Source organism: Desulfolutivibrio sp., assembly GCF_036584575.1.
GTDB lineage: Bacteria > Desulfobacterota > Desulfovibrionia > Desulfovibrionales > Desulfovibrionaceae > Desulfolutivibrio.
This window is the reverse complement of sequence record NZ_JAZHDB010000132.1, coordinates 1-18,097: the sequence shown is the minus strand read 5'-3', so window position 1 is coordinate 18,097 and position 18,097 is coordinate 1. Positions and strand designations below refer to the sequence as shown.

The window sequence follows — 18,097 nt, the reverse complement described above, 5'->3', positions numbered from 1 at the left end:
TGCCCATGATGCCGTTTAAGGGCGTCCTGATCTCATGGCTCATGTTCGCCAAAAATTCGGATTTCGCCTGGCTTGCGAGTTCGGCCCGCTCTTTTGCCGACAGCAACTCCCGTTCGATGACTTTCCGTTCATGGATATCCTGGATGGTGCCGATGACGCAGGCATTCCCGCCCGCCGTATCTCTTCCGACACAGCGCAGGTATGTCCACTTCCGCTTGCCGGAGCCCGTGGTGATCTCACATTCCAATTCGCCAAATCCGCCATTTGCGAGCACCGTGGTGAGCATGGCCTTGATGTCGAGACGGTATTCCGGCGGATAAAAGGTGAGCCCTTCCGAGAGGCATGGCTTGTAATCCAAAGGCATTTCCAGGATCCGGTTGACCTCGTCTGACCAGTAAAGGTAGTCGGTTTCAATGTTGGCTTTCCAACCGCCGACTCGCGCAATGCGTTGGGTTTCCAACAAAAAGAGTTCGCTTTGGGCCAAGGCCTCTTCAGCCTGCTTTTTCTCGGTGATCTCCGAAGCGATGGTTCCCGTTCCCAGGAGGCGGCCGTCTTGGGCATAGACGGGGAATTTCTTCGTCAGAAAGGTGCGCAGCGACCCATCCGGCCCCTGCGTGCCTTCCTCGATGGTCAGGCATTGCCCCCTGGGAAGCGACAACGCCTTTCGATCATTTTCGATATAGGCCTCGATCTGCTCCAAAGAGGAGAGTGCGCCGAACATCTCTATGTCGGTTTTGCCCACGACATCGGAAAGCGAATGGCCCGTCAGCACGGTATAGGCCTTGTTGATCATGACATACCGAAGCTGCGCGTCCTTGAAGACGACGATGTGTTCCGCATTGTCCAGAAGTTCCAGAAAAATGCCTCGCGTTTCGTTGAGCCTGCGGCGATCCGTCACGTCGTGGACAAAACCGAGGAACCGGTCTTCGGATAATCTGGTCGCCGAGACGGCCCAACTCCGAATCTCGCCGTCTTTGCGTTGGAACATAAACTCGCCTGCCGCCGAGCCTTCGGCCTGCAACCGTTGGAAATGCAAAAGCCCCTCGGCTTGGCCCTGGGGCGGCAGGAGGTCGTGCAGGCTTTTGGCGAGCAACTCGGACCTCTCATATCCGGTGAGCCGACAGGCCTCGGGATTGACATCCACATACCTGCCTTGGGCATCCGCAATGAAGATGCCCTCAGGCGCGGTGTCCACATACCTGCGGTATTTCGCTTCGCTGGCGGCCAGGGCCTTTTCCGCCCGGCCTCTTCCGACAAGCGTCGTGGACAGACACGCAATGCATGCCGCCATGAGCAGGATAAGCGTCGATCCGGCCCAGAGGTACGGTTTATAGGCGGCGTAGAACGAAAGCGGCATATTAAGGACGATGGCCCGATCCGGAAGGTCGTCGGCCTCCAGGCCGAAACGCGGCATGAGGGCGAAGTCGAACATGGGGATGTTCGGACTGTCCATGACGACCGGGATCACATCCGCCGACGTCCCCTGCAGGACCCGGCGGGCCAACTCCCCGGCCGTTTTGCCCTGGGCCAGGCCGCTGACCGCAACGCCTCCCAAGGCGCCCTGGCCCATGTCGAAATCCCAGAAGGAAAAGACCGGGCCGCGGGATGCGCTGGACAAAAGGGCCATGCTTTGCGCCAGGGGGATGTCGGACCCGTCGCTCCCGCGCAGGTTGTCCATCCGGAAGACGAGGGCGTCCCGGGGCAGCTTGTCCAGGACGTCGGCAATGGAATCGGGGGGAACGTCCACAAATTCCGTGACGCCGACCGGTCGGGAGAAAAGCGGGACGCTTGTGCGGAAGTTTTCCAGATTCACGGCCCCGATTCCGGCGGACCCGGCTATCACGGCGATTTCCGATGCCTCGGGAAACAGCCGCAGCGCAAGATTCACCGTCCCGGCGATGTCCACGGCCTCGTTGATCCCGGTGACATGGGCTTGCCCGGCGATCATTTCCGGAGTGAAATTGTTGACGCCGCAGAAAATGACCGGGAGGTCCGCATCAATGGATGGCCTGAGTCGTAAGAAAAATTCCAATGCCGCATTGTCGGCGACTATGGCCAGGTCGAAATGCAGATTGGCGTATTTTACCGCCAAAAAACGTTCAAACTCCGCATGATAGTCTTCCCCGTGGTGGCGCCGGACATCCAAGGTCTCAACGTGCATCTGCACGTGTGCGTTACCAAGTGCGCCGCTTACGCCTTCCAGAATTTCCGAAGACCAGTATTCCCTGAAGTCATAAGACAAGAGCACCAGGACGTTTTTGGTGGCTGGCGAATCCGCCCGTGCGGGATGAGGGCAGAAGATGAGAAGCACGAATGCCGCGACCAGGCCGATATTTTTCAACCGTTCCTCCTTTCGGATGGGTAGAGTACTCTAACGGTAGCATGTAAATCTGCCATGGTGCAAGAAAATCAAGTGATATTACGTCTTTTTGCGCAAATTGTTTTCGTTTTTTGGTCGGTGAGGAAAGGGATGTGGTGTGCAGGGATAGGTATTGCCGGTTGGTATCATATATGTTGGGCGAGATGGGAAAATAAAAAATACGATGAGACGTTGACGCGGCTCGGCTAAAAGGCCATAGACATATAGCGTTGTGCATTCCTCGTGATGATATCGGCACAACTCGGCGAGGGCTCTGGTTCGATGCAGGATATGATCCGGCTTTTACATTTGCGAGAAGGGTGCTTCATGTCTCAAGGGAAGAGCCGTTTGCTTTGATGCCTGCGCGATACTGTCTAGGCTGTACTCACGTGAATTCTTACCAGAAAGGGGCGAAGGATGAAGAACCTGAAACTCGGAATGAAGATCGGCATCGGATTCGGCGTTTTGATCCTCATTGCCTGCGCCCTTGGCGGCATGGCCATCGTGCAGATGACCTCGGTCAGCCGCGACACGGCGAAACTCGCCCAGGAATATGTGCCGGAAGTCGCCATGGCCAACGACATCGAGCGCCATTCGCTCCTGACCATGTATGCCATGCGGGGCTATGCCCTGAGCGAGGAAGAGGCCTATCTGCAGGAAAGCAAACGCTCTCTGGCCGATGTGAACAAATATCTGGGCCAGGCCCAGTCCCATGCGGAAAAATTCCCGGCCCTGGTCAAGCTGAGGGACGGCGTGGCCCAGGCCCAGACCAATGCCGACGCCTACGCAAAATTCGCCGATGAAACCGCCGCCCTCATCAACGCCATGGCGAAAGACAGGGAGGCTTTGGACGCCTCTGCGGCCGCGTACATGAAAAACTGCTCCGATTTCCTGGCGAGCCAGAACGAGGCCATGAAGGAAGAGCTCCATGCGGGAGTTCCGGCGGAAAAACTCGTCGAGCGCCTCCAGAAAATTACGCTTGTTAATGAAATCGTCGACCTCGGCAATGACACCCGGGTGAAAAACTTCAAGTCGCAGGCCCTGCGGGAGCCCACATTCATCCAGGAGGCTCAGCAGAATTTTCCGAAAATGGAGACCCAGTTCGAGAAACTGCGGTCCATGACCCGCCAGGAGGCCAACCTCAAGCAGATTGCGGCCACACGCGAAGCGGCGAACCAATACAAATCCGCGATGGAAGGCTTTCTGAAAAACTGGCTGGCCTTGCAGGAAGTGGGCAAGAAACGCTCGGCCGTGGCGGACCAAGTCCTGGCCGCCGCCCAGGAGACCGCCAAGGCGGGCATGGAACAGACCCAGGGCATGTCCGAGGACGCCTCGGCAAGTCTTTTGAGCGCCACGACCATCATGATGGTCGGCCTGGGCGTCGCCCTGGTCCTTGGGGCCATCACCTCCGTGCTTTTGACCCGAGCCATCACCCGGCCGGTCATCCAGGGCGTGGACTTCGCCAAGGCCATGGCGGAGGGCGATTTCACGAAGACGCTGGCCATCGACCAAAAAGACGAGATCGGCATCCTGGCCGCCGCCCTCAACGAGATGGTCCACAGGCTTCGCGCCGTGGTCGCCGAGGTCCAGTCCGCTTCCGAGAATGTGGCCTCGGGCAGCGAGGAATTGTCCGCGTCCGCCCAAAGCCTCTCTCAAGGCGCGTCCGAGCAGGCCGCGAGCATCGAAGAAGTCTCCTCGTCCATGGAGGAGATGACCTCGAACATCCAGCAAAGCTCGGATAACGCCCAGCAGACCCAGAAGATCGCCGTCAAGGCGGCCGCCGACGCCCGCGACGGCGGAGCGGCGGTCATCAAGGCGGTGCAGGCCATGAAGCACATCGCCGAGAAGATTTCCATTATTGAGGAGATCGCGCGCCAGACCAACCTGCTGGCCCTCAACGCCGCCATCGAGGCCGCCCGGGCAGGGGAGCACGGCAAGGGGTTCGCCGTGGTCGCCGCTGAAGTCCGCAAGCTGGCGGAACGCAGCGGCGCGGCGGCTGCCGAAATCAGCGAGCTGTCCTCATCGAGCGTGGACATCGCGGAACAGGCCGGAACCATGCTGACCAAAATGGTTCCCGATATCGAGCGCACGGCCGAGCTGGTGCAGGAGATCGCGGCGGCGAGCGCCGAGCAGAACGCCGGTGCGGCGCAGATCAACAAGGCCATCCAGCAGCTCGACCAGGTCGTGCAGCAAAACGCCTCGGCCTCGGAAGAGATGGCCTCCACCTCCGAGGAACTCTCCAGCCAGGCCGAGCAGATGCAGGGGGCCATGTCGTTTTTCAGGATTGACGGCGCCGGATCGGCCAGGCGCGCCAAGACCTCCAAGGCCCTGCCCATGCATGCCAAGCCGCACCCGGCCCGATCCGGGCGCACCGGATCAGGGGCGTCGGGAGTCCATGTCGTGCTGGATGGCCAGGCCGATGACGAGTTTGAAAAGTTCTAGCGGTGCGTCCGTTAAAACATACGCGAGTGTTTTTTAGAGAAATAGAAATATGTTATGTGGTTGTTTTTTGAATCTGGATATGCGGATTTCGAGGACATGACACGAGCAACGGGAGGGGCAATGCCTGGAAACGAGGTTTCGCAACTTAATCAGTACCTGACGTTCACTCTGGGCGAGGAACTTTTCGCCATTGACATCGCCTGGGTCAAGGAAATCCTGGACGATACGAAAATCACCGCCATCCCCATGCTTCCGGAATGCATCCGGGGGGTGATCAACGTCCGGGGCCGGGCCGTCCCGGTGGTGGACCTACGGCTTTCCTTCCATATGCCGAAGACGGAAATGACGGTTAACACCTGCGTCATCATTTGCGAATTGGAGTTCGATGCGGAAGCCGCCGCCGTGGGATTTCTCGCCGATTCGGTCCAGGAGGTGGTGGAGCTTCGTCCCGACCAGATTGATCCGCCACCCCGCATGGGAACCAGGATCGATTCCCGTCGGATCAAGGGGATGGGGCGGCGGGACGACCAATTCATCATCATCCTGGATATGGAGCAGATCCTGTCGGATCAGGATATCGGGGTCTTGCAGGCCGAAACGCCCGAGATTGCCGCCTGATCCAGCCGTGCCGACCGTGAAGGCGAGGCCATCCTCCCCCGATTGAAACAGGCGGCGTGCCCGGTCATCGTCGGCAATCCCCGCGGCCAACCTGTTCCATCACCCGGGCGATGGCCGCCTCCACGTCGGCGGCGTCGACGGGTTTGGCGACGTAGTCGTTCATCCCTGCGGCAAGAAACCTCTCCCGGTCGCCCGCCATGGCGAAGGCCGTCATGGCGATGATCGGGATATCCGCCTTGGCCGCGCTCGCCCCGGCGTCCCGGATCAGCCTGGTGGCGGCCACGCCGTCCAGGGTCGGCATCTGCACGTCCATGAGGACAAGGTCGAAGTCCATCTTCCGCAAGGCGTCCACGGCCTCTTCGCCGTCATGCGCCGCATGTATCCGGTGTCCCTTTTTCTCCAATTGCCTGGAGACCGCCAAAAGGCTCACCATGTCGTCCTCGGCGATCAATATCCGCAAGGCCCTCGGCGCGGGCGCGCCGCCCGCCAGGCGGGTTGGCCGTCCGTCCGCCGTACACGGGGACGCCAGCCTGAAGGGGATGGCGATGAAAAAGGTCGTGCCCGCCCCTGGCGCGCTTTCGACGGTGATGTTTCCGCCCATGAGCTCCACGATCCGCTTGACGATGGAAAGGCCGAGCCCGGCGCCCTGGTAGCGGCGCGTGAAGCCCTGGCTGGCCTGGACGAACGGTTCGAAGAGCTTCGTCAGCAGGCTGTCGTCCATGCCGCACCCGGTGTCGGCGACGGTAAAAAGCACCTGAGCCTCCCCGGCGCGGCGCGGCGGCAGGGGGCGGGCCTCCAGGGCGACGCTGCCGGATGTCGTGAACTTGAAGGCGTTGCCGACCAGATTGGTCAGGACTTGCTGCAACCGGATGCCGTCGCCCAGGACGGCCTTGGGCAGCCCGGGATGCGTCGTACACTGGAACCGCACGCCGGTCTGGAGCGAAACCGGTTCGTGAAGCGCGGCGAGTTGTTTGACCACACCATCGAGGTCGATCACCTCGACCTGCATCTGCATCTTTCCTGCCTCCACCCGGGACAGATCCAGGATGTCGGACAGAAGCCGGGTCAGCCTTTTGCTCGAGTCCATGGCCAGATTGATGAACTGGGCCTGCTCGTCGTCAAGGGTCGTATCCTTGAGGATCTGCAACATCCCCATGATGCCGTTTAAGGGGGTTCTGACCTCATGGCTCATGTTGGCCAGGAATTCGGATTTGGCCTTGCTGGCGGCCTCGGCCGACTCCTTTGCCTGCAACAGTTGATCATGAGCCTTCTTGATCTCGGTCAGATCCACGTCGATGCAGTACATCTCCTTTTGCCCGGAGGCGGTCTCCTGCATGACATGGGAGGAGTAGACCTGGACCAGGGCGCCGTCTTTGCGCAGCAGATACAGCTCTCCGGCCGGAATGGACGCCCCTTTGTCCAGCCAGTCCCTGATGCTGTGGATGACCGCCTCGCGCATGGGGCCGGGTATGATCAGGTCTTCCAGTCGTCGTCCCAGGGCCTCGGTTTCGGCGTATCCGTAGAGGCGCTGGCTGGCCCTGTTCCAGTAGATGACCCGACGATCCTGGTCGTATCCCTGCACGGCGACCATCTCCATGTCGCCCAGGAGGTTCCGGAAACGCTGCTCGTTGGTCGCCAAGGCCTCTTCGATCCGTTTGCGCTCGGTGATGTCCTGGTTGGCGCCTATGGTCTTGACCGGCCGACCTGCCTCGTCCCGGATGAGGCGGAACCGGACCACGATGTGCCGGATCTCGCCGTCGCGTCGCACGATGCGGTGCTCCACCTGCCCCTCGTAGCCGGGCGCATCCGCCGCGAGGGTTTTGCGAATCTCGTCGGCGACCATCCAGACGTCCTCGGGATGGACGAATTTCCTGGCGTAGGTCTGGGCGGGCATGAACGGCCCGCCCTCGCGAGCGGACGTTGTCCCGTAGAGGGCGTAGAACCGGTCGTCGAAGGTGAACGTGTTTGTCGCGAGGTCCATTTCCCAGGGGGCCATGCCCGTCAGATCCATGGCCAGGGACAGCCGGGCCTGATTTTCCTCCAGGGCCGCCCGGCCGCGGGCCATGTCCTGCTGTGACCGCTTGAGTTCGCTTATGTCCTCGGCGAAGGCGATCTCGTATTCCTGGTCTTCAAATTCCAGATAATTGCTGGTGACAAGGACGGGGATGTCCCGACCGCTGCGGGAGCGGTGGATGGTCTCGAACCGGAGGGTTTGGGTGTTCCTGTACGGTTTGAAGTGGTTTCGGCGCGAGCCCATCGGGAAGACCGGGTCCACCTCCGAGATGTTCATGGTGAGCAACTCGTCCCGGGAGTATTCCAGGCGCTGGCAGGTGATGTCGTTGACGTACAGAAGACGCCCCTCCGGGGCTATCCAGAAGATGCCCAGGGCGGCCGTGTCCATGGAGGCCTGGGTGAGTTTGAGGGTGCGCTCCATCCGTTTGCGCTCGGTGACGTCCCGCAGGAAGGCGACGAGCCGACCGCCGTCGTGATCCAGGTGGAAGGCGCTGACCTCGGCGTCGACGAACCCGCCGTCCTTGCGCTGTAAGACGGTCTCGAAGCGTCTGCCGCCCTCCGTCTCTCTCCGCGCGATGCGGCGGATCACGTCCGAACGTGACGCCGTGACTTCGATGTCCCAGATGGCCTTGCCGATCAACTCCGGAATGCCGAAGCCGAGCATGTCCGCCAGGGCGTTGTTGACGCGCTCAATCCGGCCGCACATGTCGCTGACCAGAAACCCGTCGAAGGCCGCCGCCAGGATCGATCCGGCCTCGGTGAACGCGCCGTTTGCGGCGTCAGGAATGCGTCCGGGCGCTTCGGGCGGCTCGGGAAGATGCCTGCGGGATTTTTTTCTCTGCTCGGGAGGGGATTGCCAGGGTTCGGGCGGCGGAGGCGTCGTGCGCAGTTCCTGGATGGTCCGTCGGGCCTCCTCCAGTTCCGACAACAGCCGTCGCCTCTCGGCGAAAAGTTGCTCACGGGTCATGTCCCTGTCCGGCATGGTGTCCTCGACACGTCGTGCATTGGGTTTCTGTGGCGGATCACCGCCCTGGTCTGGGCGGCCTCGACACGTCGCAGGCCTTGTCGATGACCGGGCGCAGATCCACTGAAAGGGAAACCACCGTATACGTTTCATTCTCCAGGCGGTAAAGCGCAAGAGAGCGCTTGATATGGTTTGGCATGCAACCTCCGGCCGCGCGGATGAATTCAAGCATCGAATGCTGATCCGCAGTAAGCGATCCCTGTGTAATGATCAGGCCGGGAAAGTGGGTGATCCCGCTCAGATGGGCCTTGAGATCGTGGCGTATGATGCGCTCCACCGCCATGCGCATGATTTCCAGATCGGTCCGGGAAAAGATTTCGTCGAGAACCAAGAGGCTGCCAAGCTCCGGGTTGGCCGCATCCAGAAGACGCGCGGCACGCTGCACTACTCCGAATGCCCTGATTGACGGCGCATCTGCACTTTCGTCTTGATCCTCTCCCTCGGCGCCCTGTGTTCCAGGCGCCGTTTCGTCCAATCCTGGAATTGCCCCTGCAAAGGAAACAGGATCCTGATCCCTGGTGATGCAGCTCCCGGGCGCGGTCGCCGAGCCGTCCGGGGAATCGGATGGTGGCCCGCACGCCCGAGGCTGTGGAAGACGTGCGGGCCATGCTGGTACAACTGGCGTGAAAAACTGCCTTGCTTCCGGGCAGGCCTTGCGTGAGCGACATGCCCTGGTGTGGGGTTCCGGGCTCAGGGTTTGGTTCTGAGCCGAGGGACGTCCAAAAATACCGAAGGAGCGTGTTGACCTCCCGGCTACGTTATGCTTAAAAAAACATAAGTATCTGTGCGAGCGGCATTCCCCCCGCACATCTCCCGGCATGGCGGCCGAACCCCGCGAAACAGGGAAAAGGGGCCTGCCCATTTCGGCTGTGGGCCTTCTTTTCTCCGACCCCTGGGAAATCGGGAGGGTCGCCGCGCCAACGCAAAAGGCGTTGCCGGTCTGTTTTTCGTCTTGTTTCGGGATACCCCAAGGAGGTTCCTCATGAAACCGCGTATCGACGATCGCTATGTCTTGTTCATCGACGGAAAGTGGATGGAAAGCGAGGGAGGCGGCACGTTCACCACCACCAACCCGGCAAACGGCGAACCCCTGGCCACCTGCGTGGACGCCAGCCCCGCAGATGTGGACAAGGCCGTGGCCGCCGCCGGGAAGGCCTTTACGAGCTGGAAAAAGACCAGCCCCCAGGAACGCTCGGCCCTGCTTTTGCGCATCGCGGATTTGATTGACGACAACGCCGAACATCTGGCCATGGTGGAGACGCTGGACAACGGCAAGCCCATCCGGGAGACCATGGCCATCGACGTTCCCTTGTCTTCGGACCACTTCCGCTACTTCGCCGCCGCCATTCGCACCGAGGAAGGCCACGCGGCCATGATCGACGACCAGACCCTGAGCATCATCCTGCGCGAGCCCCTGGGCGTGGTGGGCCAGATCATCCCCTGGAACTTCCCGCTGCTCATGGCCGCCTGGAAGCTCTCGCCCGCCCTGGCCGCCGGGGACTGCGTGGTCATCAAACCCTCCAGCGAAACGCCCCTGTCGCTTCTGGAACTGGCCAAGCTCATGGCTACGGTCCTGCCCCCGGGCGTGGTTAACGTGATCACCGGCCGGGGGTCGGTGTCCGGCAACGCCATGCTGGCCCATCCCGGGTTTTCCAAGCTGGCCTTCACCGGCTCCACCGAGGTCGGCTACACCGTGGCCGCCGCCGCCGCCAAACGGCTCATCCCCTCCACCCTGGAGCTCGGCGGCAAGTCGGCCAACATCATCTTCCCCGACGCCCAGTTCGACAAGGCCCTGGAGGGCATCCAGCTCGGCATTCTCTTCAACCAGGGGCAGGTGTGCTGCGCCGGGTCGCGGATATTTATCCACGAGGACGTGTACGACACGTACGTGGCTGCGGCCACGGCGGCCTTTTCCCGCATCAAGGTGGGGCTGCCCTGGGAGAAGGACACGGTCATGGGCGCCCAGATCAACCGCCGCCAGTTGGAGAAGATCCTGGCCTACGTGGAGGTCGGGCAGGAGGAGGGGGCCAGGGTGGCCGTGGGCGGCAGGCGCGTGAGCGACGCCCCCCTGAACAAGGGCAGCTTCATGCAGCCCACGCTCCTCGTGGACGTGAAAAACTCCATGCGCGTGGCCCGGGAGGAGATCTTCGGACCGGTGGCCTGCTGCATCAAGTTTCGGGACGAGGCCGAGGTCGTCGCCATGGCCAACGACAACGATTACGGCCTGGGCGGCGCGGTGTGGACCAAGGACATGAACCGGGCCATGCGCGTGGCCCGGGGTGTGGCCACAGGGCGGATGTGGGTGAACACCTACAACATCCTGCCCGCGCATGCGCCCTTTGGCGGATACAAGAAGTCGGGCGTCGGCCGGGAGAACCACCACATGATGCTCGACCATTACACCCAGTACAAGAACATCTTCATGAGCCTGTCCGAGTCCAAGCTCGGCCTGTACTAGGGCGGACGCAGGGGGGAGGCGTCCGGCAGACGCCACGGCAGCGAACCCCGCTAGGGGATTCCCAAGGGGGCGTCGCCCCCTTGGGCCGCCGGAGGCCTCCCGCCGGCCCAAGCCCGGCCCAACCCTGGCTCAACCCCAACGCACAAGGCGCGGCGGCCCTGCGGCCGCCGCGCGCCAGATGGAGGCGCGTCGTATGGACCCGATCACCCGGGACACCCTGGTGGAGAAGATCATGGATATGCCCGGGGCCATATCCTACTGCGTGAAAAACGGGGTGTCGCTTTTCACCTGTTCCGGCGGCTATCCGTGCAGCCTGGGGCGCCTTTTGGCCGACCGGGGCATGCCCGATCCGGACGGCTTCATCGTCGGCCTAAACGCCTATCTCGGCGAGCGGCCGTGACGATCCGGCGGATTACGACAGGCCGTGGGTCTTGCCCTTGACGGATTCGATCTCGATTTTGACCACGGCCGTGCCGCCCAGCTTGGTCTTGGGAAACTCGAAGCTGCGGGCGCTGAACCGGGCCACGATCATGTTCAGGGCCGTAATCTTCTCCGCCTCGTCCGTAACGAAGACCGCCTTGCCAAGGCCGATGGCCGTGCGGTGCCGGGCCTCGAAGTCGCAGGGCGCGTCGTCGTCGATGACCCCCTGAAAATCCAGGATCTCGAAGCACGCCACGGGGTTTTTCTTCATGATCGCGATTTTGGTTCCGGCCCGGGCGCTGTGGAAATAGAGACACTGCCCGTCGTAGGCGTAAAAGACCGGGACCACGAAGGGGACGTTGTCGTCGCACAGTCCCAGGTGCATGACCCGGCCGGAGCGGAGGATGTCGTCGATGGCGGCGCGGTCGGTGATTTCCCGGTCCTTGCGGCGCATGGGACCGTGGGGATGGGCGGCGGCGTGCGGCATGTGAGGCTCCTTGTGTTCCGGCGTCTTGTGTTTTTCGGGGCAGTGTATGGCCAGCCCCCGCGAAGCGGAAGGCCCGTTCTCCTGCACGCCGCGTAACGTTGCGTGTGGAGCAGCCCCCCGCGCGCAGGGGCTGGCCGAAACGGAACAGTGCAGGCCGTTAGGCCTGGGCCTCGTCCGCGCCAGCCTTCTTGAAGGTGATCAGCGGACAGTTCTTGCAGATGTCCGCGCCGGGGAACGGGTGTCCCAGACGGGTGATGGCCGCGCCGCCGGTGTCGTCGACCCGTTTCTTCAACCGCTCCATGACCAGGGGAAGCTGTTCGCCGGGGATGGCCACGTTGATTTCGCCGCGTTCGGTCTTTCCGGCGTTGTAGCTGCCGCTGCAGGCCAGGAAGATGTTCATGGAGTCGGTATTGTAGGCCTGGACGTTGCCGCCGCAGGCCGCCGAGTTCATGGTCATGGAGGGCTTGAGGGGATGCACGTTCATCGCCGACATCCAGTCCACGGCCAGATGGTAGGCCTGCATGTTGTCGCAGTAAAAATGTACGACATGCGGCGGGGCGTAGGCGTCGGCCAAGGGCGAGACCACGACAGCGACAAGCTTGCCTTCCGGCAAGCGGGGTTTGGATCTGACGAAGGCCTCGGCCTGATCCATGTCGCGCACGTATTTCATGTGGCTTTTGATCTCGGCCTCGTCCAGGCCCTTCCAGCCGAAGACGAACTTGGCGTTGGCGCACCCCAGACGGTCCTTTTCCATGAGCACCGTCAACCCCTCCATGCGGGCCCCGATCTCCGCCTGACAAAACGTCAGGGGTTTGCCGGGCACATAGTGGGGAACGTCCCGCTTGAAGCGGTCGAGCTCCTCCTGCTCGAAGATGTACCTGATGGCCACGGGATAATGCATAAGCCGCAGGCGGTTCATAAAATACTCCTGCATCTGACGGTACGTTTCGGTACTCATGGGAAGATACCTCCTGGTAATGGGTGATGCCGCAGGGACCATGGACAGCGCACGGAAGACGAGGGCGTTGATGCCCCTGGAAACGGGGACGGCCGGGCCGGGACGTCCCCCCCCGCAGGGGTATCGGATGCCAGGCGGATGGCGTCGGTGCGGGCGCCCGGGTCGCCTCGATTGCTGCTCTTATGCTAAAAATAACATATCCAGGGGTCTGGAGCAGGTCAAGCGGGGCGGCCGGAAGAGGGCTCGGATTCGCCAGCCGCCGGGATTTCATGTGAAAAAAAGAACAATTCAGTGCGAAAGATCCCAGGCGGCAGGGAACAGGCGCGAGGCCGGGCGCTCGACCGAGGGAGCGACTTTGGGAAATTTTATTCATTATGTGGAAAAAGACAATGTGAAAATGTGTACATGGAGGGGCTGGCGCATAAAAGGCAAGTCTGGAGCGGGCTGCCCCCTGGAGAATGTTTGAAGGCGCTTTCTCGATCCCGCCCGGGGAAGATAGCCGCAAAAAAGCCGCCACGGTTGCTTTCCTTTCAACTCCACGCCATAGTCTGCAAAATCGAACCTTTTGAGACTGGCTCCCTACACAGGGGGAGGACGCGGACGCCATCATGAGACTGCAAACCCTGCTGTTTTCCCAGACCCTGAAGACCAAGCTCATCGCCGTGGTTTCCGCTGCGGCGATCCTGCCTGTGCTCATGGCCGTGAGCTTCACCCTGTCCATGGATTCCGATGTAGAGAAAGCCGTGACCGGGGAGATGGAAAACATCACCAAGGCCAACATCACTCAGATCGCCAGGGATGCCTATTTGTTGTGCCGAACCGCCAATCATTTTCTGGAGAACGAGGTTCGGGAGAGCTCGAGGGTGGTCAAGGAATACATCAAGAGCCTGGGGGGACTCCGCCTCGGGGAACGCAAGATGGCCTGGGACGCGGCAAACGGGGAATCCCCCTCCCAGCGCACCCGGATCGAACTGCCGGAGATGCTGCTCGGCGGGGTGTGGATTGGGCTGAACACCCACAAGGACGTGGCCAGCCCCGTCGTGGACGACATGCGGAAGCTCACGGGCGAGGAATGCACGATCTTCCAGCGCATGAACCCGGAAGGCGACATGCTGCGGGTGGCCAGTTCCGTCGTCCGCGACGACGGCTCCCGCTCGGGCGTGGGGGAGTACATCCCGGCCAAAAAGCCCGACGGAGGGACGTCGTCCCTGATCGCCGAGGTATTGCGCGGGCGCTCCACCCTGGGCCGGGTCTTCGCCCAGGGGGCCGATTACCTTGTCGAATACTCCCCCCTCATGGACGCCTCGGGCGAGGTCATCGGCATGCTCGGGGTGGGGCTGGCCATCAAGGAGATAGACGCCCTGCGGCGCGCCCTGAAGGAAACGCAGGTGGGCAAGACCGGCTATATCTTCGTCGTGGGCGCCAAGGGCCGGGATCGAGGGCGCTACGTGATCTCCAAGGACAACGCCCGGGACGGGGAAAGCGTCTGGGACGAGCGGGACGCGGACGGCAATTTTTTCGTGCGCGACATGATCGAGAAGGCCACGGCCGCCCCGGCTGGCGAACCGGCCTTCGCCCGCTTCCGCTGGAAAAATCCCCAGGATGAACACGCCCGGGGCAAGGTCGCCGCCCTGATCGCCTTCGAGCCCTGGAACTGGGTCATCGGCGTGGGCATGTACGAGGACGAATACCTGGAGATCACGGACAAGTTTCTGGCCACCCTGGACACCTTCCGCTTGTCGGTCATCTGCGGCGGCGTGTTCATTTTGCTCATAATCATCCCTCTGGCCGTGTACATGGGCATGCGCCTGGCCAGGCCCATCGAAACCATCACGGACATTTCCCAGAAGATCGCCGCAGGCGACCTGCACGGGGCCGAGAGCGATCTCAGCGAGTTCAGCCGGAGCTACCTGCGCCGAACCGGGGAAGAGATCGACGCCCCTGGCGCCGAACCACCCGGGTCAGAGACGGGCCGTCTCATCTTTTCCATCCGGCGCATGACCAGGAACCTGACCTCCCTGGTGCGCCAGATGCGGGAATCCGGCATCCAGGTGACGGCCTCGGCCACCCAGATCGCGGCCTCGGCCAAGGAAGTGGAGGCCACGGTGAGCGAGCAGGCCGCCGCCACCAGCCAGGTCAACACCGTGAGTTCCCAGATATCGTCCACCGCCGTGGAACTGGTGTCCACATTGCAGGACGTCGGCCGGTCCGTGGCCGAGGCCGGGGCCATGGCCGGGCAGGGCCGCGAGGGGCTGGCCGACATGGAGGGGGCCATGCGCCGCCTAAGCGACTCCACCACCTTCGTTTCCTCCAAGCTTGCGGTCATCAGCGAAAAGGCCAACACCATCGGCGCGGTGGTCACGGCCATCAACAAGGTGGCCGACCAGACCAACCTCCTGTCCTTAAACGCCGCCATCGAGGCCGAGAAGGCCGGGGAGTACGGCCGGGGCTTCTCGGTGGTGGCCCGGGAGATCCGCCGTCTGGCCGACCAGACCGCGGCCGCCGCCCTGGACATTGAGGGCATGGTCGGCCAGATGCAGTCCGCCGTGTCCGCCGAGGTCATGGAGATGGACAAGTTTTCCGAGGAGGTCCGGCGCGGCGTGGCCGAGGTGGCGGCCATAAGCGCCCGCTTCGGGGAGATCATCGCCGGGGTCCAGGCCCTTTCCCCCCGCTTCGCCACGGTTGAGGAGGGCATGCGCGCCCAATCCGAGGGCGCGAGCCAGATCAGCGAGGCCATGGGCCTGCTCGCCGAGGCCGCCGTCCAGACCAAGGAATCAATCATGGAGTTCAACCAGGCGGCAAGACGGCTCAACGAGGCCGTGCATGGCCTGCAGGGCGAAGTCTCCAGGTTCAAACTTGAGGCCTGAGGCCTCTCCCGGGACAGCGTGATGAACATCCAGAAGAAACTCGCACTCGGCATTTCCACCCTGTTCATCATCGCCACGGTGGTCTGCGTTCTCGCCGCCACCTGGTTTTTTCGGGAAACCATGATGAGTCAGTTCGAGGAAAAGGCCGAGATGATGCTCTACGCCATGAAGGCGGTTCGGGCCCACATGGGTTCGGTCATCCGCCCCGAGGCCAGCAAGTTCATCAGCGAGGACGATTTCATCACCGAACTCCAGTCCACCTCGTTTACGGCCAAGGGCGTTTTTTTCAAGATCGACGCGGCGCGCCGCCACGGTTTCAACTTCAAGACCGCCTCCATCAAGCCCAGGAACCCCGACAACGCGGCCACCCGGCTCGACGCCGAGATCATCGCCGAACTTGAGGCCAAAAACGCCCGGGGCCAGGAACCGTTTTGGAAGGGCGAACGCGAGATCAACGGCGTGAAGACCTACATCATCGCCTCCGGGGAGGTGAACAAGCCGGACTGCGAACGCTGTCACAGCGTGCCCGAGGCGGCCCCGCGCGGCCTTCGGGAGAAATATCCGCCGGAAACGGATCGGTCCTACGGGCGCATCACCGGCAAGGTCGAGTCCGCCGAGATCGTGGAAATTCCCATCGACTCCGTGACCAAAGATCTGGGGGCCATCAACGCGGCCATCCTGTCCTCGGCGGCGCTGGCTCTGATCATGGTCCTGGGGACGGTGACCCTGGCCCTGCGCCATCTTTTCCGGCCCCTGGCGCACATGACCGGCGTGGCCGCCAAGATCGCCGACGGCGACATCAAGGCCGCGGCGTCCGACCTGGACGGCATCGCTCCCGGATATGACGGGCAGAAAGAGCCCACGGAGTCGGACGTCACGCTTCGGTTGACCCAGGCCTTCCGGAAAATGGCCGCAGGCTTAAGTTCGCTCATCGGGCTGGTGCAGCAGTCCGGAATCCAGGTGACCACCTCCTCCACGGAAATCGCGGCCTCGGCCCGCCAGATCGAGGCCGCCGCCGCCGAACAGGTGGCCTCCACGACCCAGGTGGCCGAAACCAGCCGACAGATCGCCGCCACCTCACACGGCATCCTGGCCTCCATGGACGAGGTCAGCCAGGCCGTGGCCGATGCGGCAGGCATGGCCGGGGACAGCAGGCGGGGCCTGGCGCTTATGGAGGAGTCCATGCGCAAACTGGTGGATTCCACGGCCTTCGTCTCCACCAAGCTTGCGGTCATAAGCGATAAGGCCAACACCATCGGCGCCGTGGTCACGGCCATCAACAAGGTGGCCGACCAGACCAACCTCCTGTCCTTAAACGCCGCCATCGAGGCCGAGAAGGCCGGGGAGTACGGCCGGGGCTTCTCGGTGGTGGCCCGGGAGATCCGCCGTCTGGCCGACCAGACCGCGGCCGCCGCCCTGGACATTGAGGGCATGGTCGGCCAGATGCAGTCCGCCGTGTCCGCCGAGGTCATGGAGATGGACAAGTTTTCCGATGAGGTGCGGCGCGGGGTGGCCGAGGTGGCCGAGGTGGGCAAAAGCCTGGGGCTGATCATCGACCGGGTGGGGGAGCTCGAACCCAGTTTCGCCACGGTCAAGGCAGGCATGCTCGGCCAGTCCGAGGACGCCGGGCGCATCAGCCAGGCCATGGTCCAATTGACCGAGGCGGCGGTCCAGACCCGTGATTCCCTCAAGGAGTTCAACCGGGCGGCAGGCCAGCTCAACGAGGCGGTTCGCGGCCTTCAGGACGAAGTGCGCCGCTTCAGGGTCGGGTAGGGACATGCTTTTCGTGGTCTTCACGGCGGACGGGAACCGCTACGCCCTGCCTGTCGGGTGCGTCAGGGAAATCACGCCCGTGGTGGTCTTTCGGGAGTTTCCCGGGGCGCCGGACTACGTTCGCGGGATCATGAATTACCGGGGGGAGGTCGCGCCGGTGATCGACCTGACCGTCCTTCTGGCCGGGCGGCCGTCCCGGCGGCTTCTGTCCACGCGCATCATCGTGACCGATCATGGCGGGGCTGACGGCCAGGTCCACGCCCTGGGACTTGTGGCCGAGCAGGTCACGGACACGGCCATGGCCGCGCCCGGAGACGTGAAACCCCCGGGCATCGAGGCCGAGACCGCCCCATACCTGACCGGCGTCATCCTGGACCGGCAGGGGATCGTCCAGGTGGTGGACCCGGCCGGAATCCTGCCCAAGTCCCTGCGCGAGAGCCTGTTCAGCGCCGCATTGGAGACCATCGATGCGCCTTGAGCCCTTCGCGGACATCCTGGCCCAGGCCATCGGACTCGACCCCGCGTCCCTGGGGGAGCGGGGACTTCGGCGGGCTGTCGAGGCGGCCATGTCCAGGGTCGGCCTTGCGGACCCGGAAGACTATGCCCGCCTGCTGGCGGCTTCGCCCGAGGCCCTCGACGATCTGGTCCGGGAGACGGTGGTTCCGGAGACCTGGTTTT

General features: G+C 62.7%; 13 protein-coding genes. 8 read left to right on the top strand and 5 right to left on the bottom strand.

The genetic code is table 11. The features are described 5' to 3' along the window. Positions 1 to 2,341: PAS domain S-box protein (locus V3572_RS09975; protein ID WP_332110849.1), on the bottom strand; the 2,341-nt coding region annotated here is incomplete at its 3' end. A 435-nt stretch (positions 2,342 to 2,776) separates the two neighbouring features. Here V3572_RS09975 and V3572_RS09970 point away from each other — a divergent pair. Both V3572_RS09970 and V3572_RS09965 read left to right on the top strand, forming a co-directional pair. After that, entirely contained in the window at positions 2,777 to 4,801 is a 2,025-nt protein-coding gene (locus V3572_RS09970; RefSeq protein ID WP_332110848.1) for a HAMP domain-containing methyl-accepting chemotaxis protein, read from the top strand. A 120-nt stretch (positions 4,802 to 4,921) separates the two neighbouring features. Further along, positions 4,922 to 5,419 carry a chemotaxis protein CheW gene (locus V3572_RS09965; protein ID WP_332110847.1) on the top strand — a complete coding sequence of 166 codons (498 nt, stop codon included), beginning with the start codon at positions 4,922 to 4,924 and terminating at the stop codon, positions 5,417 to 5,419. A 64-nt stretch (positions 5,420 to 5,483) separates the two neighbouring features. Here the strand turns inward: V3572_RS09965 and V3572_RS09960 are convergent, their stop codons facing one another. Continuing rightward, positions 5,484 to 8,399 carry a PAS domain S-box protein gene (locus tag V3572_RS09960; RefSeq protein ID WP_332110846.1) on the bottom strand — a complete coding sequence of 972 codons (2,916 nt, stop codon included), beginning with the start codon at positions 8,397 to 8,399 and terminating at the stop codon, positions 5,484 to 5,486. Between the two features lie 55 nt (positions 8,400 to 8,454). Continuing rightward, positions 8,455 to 8,931, bottom strand: a complete 477-nt coding sequence (locus V3572_RS09955; RefSeq protein ID WP_332110845.1) for a hypothetical protein — start codon at positions 8,929 to 8,931, stop codon at positions 8,455 to 8,457. A gap of 507 nt (positions 8,932 to 9,438) precedes the next feature. Here V3572_RS09955 and V3572_RS09950 point away from each other — a divergent pair. Beyond that, on the top strand, positions 9,439 to 10,914 hold the full coding sequence (locus V3572_RS09950; RefSeq protein ID WP_332110844.1) for an aldehyde dehydrogenase family protein: 1,476 nt from the start codon (positions 9,439 to 9,441) through the stop codon (positions 10,912 to 10,914). A gap of 193 nt (positions 10,915 to 11,107) precedes the next feature. Further along, a complete protein-coding gene (locus tag V3572_RS09945) occupies positions 11,108 to 11,314 on the top strand; it encodes a hypothetical protein (RefSeq protein WP_332110843.1) in 207 nt (68 codons plus the stop codon). 12 nt (positions 11,315 to 11,326) lie between these two features. Here V3572_RS09945 and V3572_RS09940 read toward each other — a convergent pair whose 3' ends face one another. Together V3572_RS09940 and V3572_RS09935 are read right to left on the bottom strand one after the other, a co-directional pair. After that, a complete protein-coding gene (locus V3572_RS09940; RefSeq protein ID WP_332110842.1) occupies positions 11,327 to 11,821 on the bottom strand; it encodes a pyridoxamine 5'-phosphate oxidase family protein in 495 nt (164 codons plus the stop codon). A 157-nt stretch (positions 11,822 to 11,978) separates the two neighbouring features. After that, positions 11,979 to 12,779, bottom strand: coding sequence for a DUF169 domain-containing protein (locus V3572_RS09935; RefSeq protein ID WP_332110841.1), 801 nt, complete (start codon positions 12,777 to 12,779; stop codon positions 11,979 to 11,981). Positions 12,780 to 13,387: 608 nt separating this feature from the next. Between V3572_RS09935 and V3572_RS09930 the strand changes: the two genes are divergently transcribed. The 4 genes from V3572_RS09930 to V3572_RS09915 form a co-directional block, all read left to right on the top strand. Continuing rightward, complete coding sequence (locus V3572_RS09930; RefSeq protein WP_332110840.1) at positions 13,388 to 15,646, top strand: methyl-accepting chemotaxis protein; 2,259 nt, start codon at positions 13,388 to 13,390, stop codon at positions 15,644 to 15,646. A 21-nt stretch (positions 15,647 to 15,667) separates the two neighbouring features. After that, positions 15,668 to 17,419, top strand: a complete 1,752-nt coding sequence (locus V3572_RS09925; protein ID WP_332110839.1) for a methyl-accepting chemotaxis protein — start codon at positions 15,668 to 15,670, stop codon at positions 17,417 to 17,419. A 4-nt stretch (positions 17,420 to 17,423) separates the two neighbouring features. After that, positions 17,424 to 17,897, top strand: coding sequence for a chemotaxis protein CheW (locus tag V3572_RS09920; protein WP_332110838.1), 474 nt, complete (start codon positions 17,424 to 17,426; stop codon positions 17,895 to 17,897). Next, the coding region (locus V3572_RS09915; protein ID WP_442877375.1) for a hypothetical protein at positions 17,887 to 18,097 on the top strand (211 nt) is incomplete at its 3' end. The genes V3572_RS09920 and V3572_RS09915, both read left to right, overlap by 11 nt.